The sequence below is a fragment of the Pelagimonas sp. genome (assembly GCF_058892305.1).
The window spans coordinates 245,087-251,852 of sequence record NZ_JBZXVN010000017.1 but is presented as its reverse complement, the minus strand read 5'-3'; the positions used below and the strand labels follow the sequence as shown (position 1 = coordinate 251,852).

Here is a 6,766-nt window from a genome sequence, read left to right as displayed (position 1 = left end):
GCTTCGGCGGCGGTGTCAGTAACAGCATCCACAGCTTCAACGGCGGTGTCCGCCGCGGCATTTGCAGCTTCGGCGGCCGTATCTACGGCTGCATCTGCAACATCCGAAACGGCATCTGTTGCCACACCTGCGGCTTCGGAGGCAGCGTCAACAACGGCCTCTCCAACAGCGCCAGTACCTTCAACGGCATCAGCAACAGCCTCAACAGCGGCGTCTGCAACTCCATCAGCCGCGTCTTTGACCGCATCCGCAGCTTCATCCGCAACTTCGGCGGCTTCTTCGACGACACCCTCGACAGCCTCAACAGCTGTTTCAGCAACAGCATCAGCCGCGTCAGCGACACCATCAACGGCACCTTCGGCGACGGCTTCCGCCCCTTCTGCAACGGCCTCAACCTCAGCCGCAGCCGTATCAGCCACATCTTTCACAACATCGCCGACGGTGGCGGTCGCATCTTTGGCCATTTCCTTGGGCGACTGCCCAGAATACCAAAAATACCCACCCGCTGCGACAACCGCCGCAACAACTATCAGGATCAACTTCTTCATGCCGAACTCCTTGCAAAAACGTCAAAACTTACGCGAGCGACTCCCCCACGCGCATCCTAGTGAGGGTTTGACGTTGCTTTGAAAGCACCGCAAGGGGGAAAGACGCACATTCTGAGGCAAGCTAGGCGATTTGACGCTTGAAAGACTGCGTCGGCAAGTCTACCTTGCCGCCTTGATTGAGACCATAATTGGAGCAAACCCATAGCCCGCCGACCGCATAACGCGCCACCACAGCGCGACACTGGCCCCCGCGTGAATGACCGCATTCGCGCTAACGAAATCCGCCTCATCGGCGCAGAAGGTGAAAACGTTGGCGTTGTCACCCCGCACCGTGCCATGGACATGGCCGAACAGGCGGGTTTGGACCTCGTTGAGATTTCCCCCAACGCCAATCCGCCGGTCTGCAAGATCATGGATTACGGCAAGTTCAAATACGAACAACAAAAGCGTGAATCCGAAGCCCGCAAAAAGCAAAAGACCATTGAAGTCAAAGAGGTAAAGTTCCGTCCCGGCACGGATACCCACGACTATGATGTGAAAATGCGCAATGTTTTCAAGTTCCTTGAAGGTGGCGATAAGGTCAAAGTGACCCTGCGTTTCCGGGGCCGTGAAATGGCCCACCAGCAGCTTGGTCGCGAATTGCTTGAGCGTGTTGCAGAGGATGTCAAAGACCTTGGCAAAATCGAAAACATGCCCAAGATGGAAGGCCGTCAGATGGTCATGATGATTGGGCCTCTGCCCAAATAACCTCGCCTTTTGGATGAGCTTGAGTATACAGAAACCCGCCGAATCTCGGCGGGTTTTTCTTTGTTCCCAAAACCGGGCCTTGCTCGTGATTTAGACACCCGGTGAATTTTTAAGCGTCGCGCAAACGTCCACGTTGCGGAATTTCCTTGAGCAATCCGCCGACACCCATTCCAGCAATATCCCGAGACGTAACGGGAACCGCGCAAAGCAGCCGTTCCAAGACCCAATCGGCCCCATTCATCGCCGGGGATTTCGCGCACCCCGGCAGGCCAATGACCGGCCTGCCTCGCAATTGTCCAAAGAACAGCAAATTGCCCGGATCAACGGGCATCCCAAAGTGGGTCACCTCTCCGCCAGCGGCACGCACGGCTTGCGGTGCAACATCCAATGCGTCCGATGTCGCAGACCCCGTAAGGATCAAAAGGATGTCTGCCTCCGCCTTTTCTAACGCTTGGGCAAGTGGGGCAATTTCATGGGGCACAATTTGATTGGGCGACAAGGCCACGGCCATGCGATCCAACCTGTCTTTGGTGGCACTATAGCCCTTTTCGCCCTTTTCATCGGGCGCAACGGCGGTTTGGATCAGGCTGGCGGACTGACATGCGACCCGATGCAAACGGAGCGCAGATTGTCCGGCCAAACATGCCGCATCTAGCGCAGCTTCGGGCACCGCATAGGCGATGATCTTGACGGTCGCGACCATATTACGGGCCGCAACGCGTTGCCATTGCGGGACTGTTGCGACGGTAATCATCGGATGAAGTGCATTCAAAGCCTCCACACGATCCGCCAAAACCTCAACCACACCAACATCTTGTGCATAGATGTTCACGCGACCTGTCGACGCTTTGCCAAGCCGCAAACCCGCCAGTTCTGGATCGGGCACCAAGGCCTTGGCCAAGCGCTCCGCCGCGTGGTCTTCGCCAATGTCACCGCTTTCCAGCTGCGCGACAGTCACCTCAGCGATCCCGGCCTGAGCCAAAACCTCTTGATCCCTGAGCTCGATTATACGGCCCTTGCGCAATCGCCCAGCGGGAAATGTCACAGAATGCGCCAAAATTGCCCCTAACGCGTCACCCAAGGGGACCGGTCCAAATTTCATGTGCCTTTCCTTAGCACTTGCACCATCTCCGACAGGATAGAGACCGCAATTTCAGCCGGCCCAGCCGCCCCAAGGTCAAGCCCGATCGGACCATGAATGCGGGTTATTTCATCCGCCGAAAATCCGGCCTCTTGCAAGCGTGTCACCCGCTTGGCATGGGTCCGGGTCGACCCCAACGCCCCGATGTAAAAACACCCAGACCGCAACGCCTCGATCAACGCTGGATCATCCAATTTGGGGTCATGTGTGAGCAGAACCAAGGCCGTCCGCCCATCTAGGCCAAGCGCTTGCACCGCCTCATCCGGCCAATCATGCAGAATTCGTTCCCCCGGAAACCGCGCCTCGGAGCCAAAGGTTGCGCGCGGATCAATGATCACTGGATCATAGCCAGCGATTCGCGCCATCGGTAACAAAGCTTGGGTGATATGCACCGCACCAACAACGATCAATCGCAGTGGCGGGTTGTGAATGGCAACGAAAACACGGCTGTTCGCCTCAAACCCAGAGCGGTCCATGCGAAATCTATCCCCATGACCGGTACCGTCGATTTGGCGCACTCCACTATCCAAATCAACGACATAGGCCACGGGTCGCCGTTCGGCGCGGGCCAAAACGAGCTGCTGCAACATGGTTTCGGGCATGACCGAGCCAATAGGTTCCAGCAAGACACGAATGGTGCCGCCACATGCCAATCCAACGGCAAATGCGTCGCCATCTGAAACGCCAAACTCCAACTCGCGCGCCTCACCTTCCTCCAAGGCTTCCATGGCCTCTACGATCACAGCCCCCTCAACACAGCCCCCCGAAACCGATCCTTCGATTTGCCCGGTTCCGGAAATGGCCAATTGAGATCCGACGCGACGTGGCGCAGAACCCCAAGTTTCAATCACCGTGGCCAAAACCGCGCCCTGCCCGCCTTGATGCCAGGCCAAGGCCTGCTCAGGTATCCCGTCAAACCGATCCATCACCCGCTCCTCCTACCGCAAGTTTTAACATGGGTGTCACCAAAGTCGCCCCCTCCTAAAGTCTGCCATTCCATATCTTTTTCAAGGGGTCGATTGCGGCGCGCTTCCTTCCCCCGGGTCCGGGGGAAGGTCAGGTTGGGGGCCGCTGGAACTGGCGTGCCGTGGCACGGCCTTTAGAGTCCAGCCCCTCAAATTATGATGCACAATGTGAGAGATTTCGGTTCAGATCGGACAACCGCTTGGGGGAATTGTACGCTATTTCAATGAAAAATACGAAGACTGGGGGAAACCCGTCAAACCCGCAGGCGAAGGCGCAGGAAGACATGTTCACCGCCCGTGGCTTTGCTTTCTTGGCTAGGCAACTTGCCTTTCCGACGAAATCTACCCACCTGATAGCCAGTATCTGTCCTAGCTGTGGCTCATAGATCAACGGATCCCACCCTAGCGCGCGGTGAGGCCTTGGGTGACGTCGTGTTTATAGATCCAGTCAAACTGACCCAACATTTTATCCGGTGCAAAGCGCCCCATCATCCCAAGGCCAAGATGTGCAGCGCCTCGGATCAGTGGGTTGCTGAGGTGGTATTTCCAGGCGTTGCCATTAGCCGCATCAACCACTTTGACAACCCGATCCCGACGACGGTGTTGATAGGCCTGCAAACCACTTGCGCTATCCTGCGCCTTGTCCAAGGCATCCGCCAAGACCCATGCGTCTTCCATCGCCATCACCGCCCCCTGCGCCATGAACGGCAGTGTTGGATGGGCGGCGTCACCGACCAAAGCGACGTTTTCCCCATGCCATTTGCGCGCAACATTGTGCCGAAACAATCCCCAGACACCGGGCGTGTCGGCCGCGTGCAACATTTCAGGAACCATCCCACCAAAACCGGAAAAGGCCCCACGCAGGGCAGCCGGGTCATCACGATGGTGCCAGCCTTCGGCCTGCCATTCGCGGCGCTCCTCAACCGCAACGAGGTTCACAGCCTCGCCACCTCGCAAAGGATAGCTGACCAAATGCCGGCCCGGCCCCATATGTACGCGGGCTTCGGGGGGATGCCCCATCACATTTGGAACCACGGCCCGCCAGGCCACTTGCCCGGTGAAGAACGGCGCTTCGACACCGTTTAAAACGGGGCGCAGCACCGAATGCAGACCATCGGCCCCAATCACCATATCATCTTCGAACTGATCACCATTGGCCATCTCAACCCGTGGCTTGGGGCCCGGGCGCACTGTGTCGGCTTTTTGCAAAAGCCTGATATGAACCCCGGCGTCGCGGGCCGCATTGGCCAGAAGCTCAATAAAGTCGGCACGGTGCACAAATCGGTAGCTGTCTTGCTTGGGCAGTGAGGTCAAGTCAAGGCGCAAGACTTCTTTGCCCTGTTTGTAGTCGCGAAGTGACACCGCCGCCCCGGCGACAGAGATGTCGCAAAATGCGTGATCGAGCCCAAGCGCTTCGAGGACCCGAAGCCCGTTGGGCGACACTTGGATACCGGCCCCGACTTCACGGATGGCATCGGCCTGTTCCAAAACACGGACATTTGCCCCCTTGGCGCGCAAGGCCAATGCCGCGGTCAATCCACCAATTCCGCCGCCTATAATGGTGACTCCCGTGCCGTCCAATGCCATGATCTCTTCCCTCAAATAGCAGAACGCCGGAGCCAATAGCCCCGGCGCTCATGTCTTTCACCGCAACAGCGCATTTATGCGCCGACCACCAAGTCGGGTGACCAAATCAATCGTCGCGATGGACCTTTTCGCGCCGCTCATGGCGTTCCTGCGCTTCGAGCGTCATGGTCGCGATCGGACGCGCATCCAGCCGTTTCAGGCTGATCGGCTCGCCGGTTTTTTCGCAATAGCCATATTCGCCTTCGTCAATCCGGCGCAGCGCAGCGTCGATTTTGTTGACCAACTTGCGCTGACGATCGCGTGTACGCAGTTCCAGCGCACGATCGGTTTCCTCGCTGGCGCGATCATTCACATCCGGAATGTTGCGCGTGCCTTCTTGCAAGGTTTCGATGGTGTCACGGCTGTCCGCCAAAAGCTCAGTCTTCCACGCCAACAACTTGCGGCGGAAATACTCAAGCTGGCGCTCATTCATGAATGGTTCGTTGTCTACCGGACGATAATCGTCAGGAAGGAAATTCTCAGGTTTCATGGTACCCCCGTTCGTTTCACCAACATCCGACATGTAACTTTTCTCTCCAGAGTATTGGTGCCCCTCGGCGCAGCATCTACCGCATGGCTACGGTGATGTCACTAGCGAAAGCGCCAAATTGAGACACGGAAAACGATAGTAGAACGGCATCTCCTAAACTCCCGTAAACAGGTCACTTCCCGCTGTGAACGCTAACGGGCTTTGCAAAGTGACGAAACGGTGCATCTTGCCAAGTCGTGTCGCTCTGGATACGCCTTGGCGCGAAGTTTTCAGGAGAGTTCCATGCGCTTTCAAGGCACCGATTCCTATGTCGCCACAGACGATCTGACGATGGCAGTGAATGCCGCTGTGACGCTTGAGCGTCCGCTTTTGGTCAAGGGGGAGCCCGGTACCGGCAAAACGGAATTGGCCCGTCAGGTGGCCGATGCGCTTGGTGCGCCGATGATCGAATGGAACGTTAAATCGACCACCAAAGCCCAGCAAGGGCTTTATGAATATGACGCAGTAAGCCGTTTGCGCGACAGCCAGTTGGGCGATGAGCGCGTCAATGACGTGAAGAACTACATCCGCAAAGGCAAGCTTTGGCAGGCTTTTGAGGCCGATCGCAAAGTGGTTTTGTTGATTGATGAGGTCGACAAGGCCGACATCGAATTCCCCAACGATCTTTTGCAAGAACTTGATAAGATGGAGTTTCATGTCTACGAAACCGGCGAAACCATTCGGGCCGTGAACCGCCCGATTGTAATCATCACCTCGAACAATGAAAAAGAATTGCCCGACGCGTTTTTGCGCCGCTGCTTCTTTCACTATATCAAATTCCCCGATCACGACACATTGCGTAAAATTGTCGAAGTCCATCATCCGGGAATCAAAGACGCGCTTTTGACCACAGCGCTGACACAGTTTTACGAGCTTCGCGAGCAACCCGGTTTGAAAAAGAAACCATCGACATCTGAGGTTCTAGATTGGCTCAAACTGTTGCTGGCCGAGGATTTGGATGCTGAGGATCTTAAACGCGACGGGGCAAACGCCCTGCCCCGGTTGCATGGTGCCTTGTTGAAGAACGAGCAAGACGTTCATTTGTTTGAACGGCTGGCCTTTATGGCCCGGCGCGACCGCTAGCCCCCCAAAGGCCAACACCCAACCTTGTTAAGAGTGGTTAACACGTTTTAACCACTTTTAAGCCTCATGAGCGGCTTTGCCCCTGCGTCATCCGACCCAAAAGCCGCAAATGCGCCGTGTTTCAACC

General features: G+C 56.6%; 6 protein-coding genes and 1 pseudogene. 2 read left to right on the top strand and 5 right to left on the bottom strand.

The genetic code is table 11. The annotated features are described in order from the left end of the window. Positions 1-548, bottom strand: a pseudogene (locus AC5EFR_RS07780) (hypothetical protein); the annotation flags it as partial. Positions 549-800: 252 nt separating this feature from the next. Here AC5EFR_RS07780 and infC point away from each other — a divergent pair. After that, positions 801-1,295 carry a translation initiation factor IF-3 gene (gene infC, locus AC5EFR_RS07775; RefSeq protein WP_493575284.1) on the top strand — a complete coding sequence of 165 codons (495 nt, stop codon included), beginning with the start codon at positions 801-803 and terminating at the stop codon, positions 1,293-1,295. Between the two features lie 109 nt (positions 1,296-1,404). Here infC and AC5EFR_RS07770 read toward each other — a convergent pair whose 3' ends face one another. The 4 genes from AC5EFR_RS07770 to dksA all read right to left on the bottom strand — a co-directional run bounded on the left by AC5EFR_RS07770 (position 1,405) and on the right by dksA (position 5,517). Further along, on the bottom strand, positions 1,405-2,397 hold the full coding sequence (locus tag AC5EFR_RS07770; RefSeq protein ID WP_493575283.1) for a molybdopterin-binding protein: 993 nt from the start codon (positions 2,395-2,397) through the stop codon (positions 1,405-1,407). Beyond that, a complete protein-coding gene (locus AC5EFR_RS07765) occupies positions 2,394-3,362 on the bottom strand; it encodes an XdhC family protein (RefSeq protein ID WP_493575282.1) in 969 nt (322 codons plus the stop codon). Before AC5EFR_RS07765 ends, AC5EFR_RS07770 begins: the two co-directional genes overlap by 4 nt. 441 nt (positions 3,363-3,803) lie before the next feature. Further along, complete coding sequence (locus AC5EFR_RS07760; protein WP_493575281.1) at positions 3,804-4,988, bottom strand: FAD-dependent monooxygenase; 1,185 nt, start codon at positions 4,986-4,988, stop codon at positions 3,804-3,806. Positions 4,989-5,094: 106 nt separating this feature from the next. After that, positions 5,095-5,517, bottom strand: coding sequence for an RNA polymerase-binding protein DksA (gene dksA / locus AC5EFR_RS07755; RefSeq protein ID WP_299927307.1), 423 nt, complete (start codon positions 5,515-5,517; stop codon positions 5,095-5,097). A 282-nt stretch (positions 5,518-5,799) separates the two neighbouring features. On the opposite strand from dksA, the gene AC5EFR_RS07750 reads away from it, so the two are divergent. After that, a complete protein-coding gene (locus tag AC5EFR_RS07750) occupies positions 5,800-6,639 on the top strand; it encodes an AAA family ATPase (RefSeq protein WP_493575280.1) in 840 nt (279 codons plus the stop codon). Positions 6,640-6,766 lie beyond the last annotated feature (127 nt).

Bases quoted from the DNA above. Each gene is read 5' to 3' on its own strand.
- dksA (WP_299927307.1), bottom strand. From the start codon at position 5,517: ATGAAACCTGAGAATTTCCTTCCTGACGATTATCGTCCGGTAGACAAC.
- AC5EFR_RS07770 (WP_493575283.1), bottom strand. From the start codon at position 2,397: ATGAAATTTGGACCGGTCCCCTTGGGTGACGCGTTAGGGGCAATTTTG.
- AC5EFR_RS07765 (WP_493575282.1), bottom strand. From the start codon at position 3,362: ATGGATCGGTTTGACGGGATACCTGAGCAGGCCTTGGCCTGGCATCAA.
- AC5EFR_RS07750 (WP_493575280.1), top strand. From the start codon at position 5,800: ATGCGCTTTCAAGGCACCGATTCCTATGTCGCCACAGACGATCTGACG.
- AC5EFR_RS07760 (WP_493575281.1), bottom strand. From the start codon at position 4,988: ATGGCATTGGACGGCACGGGAGTCACCATTATAGGCGGCGGAATTGGT.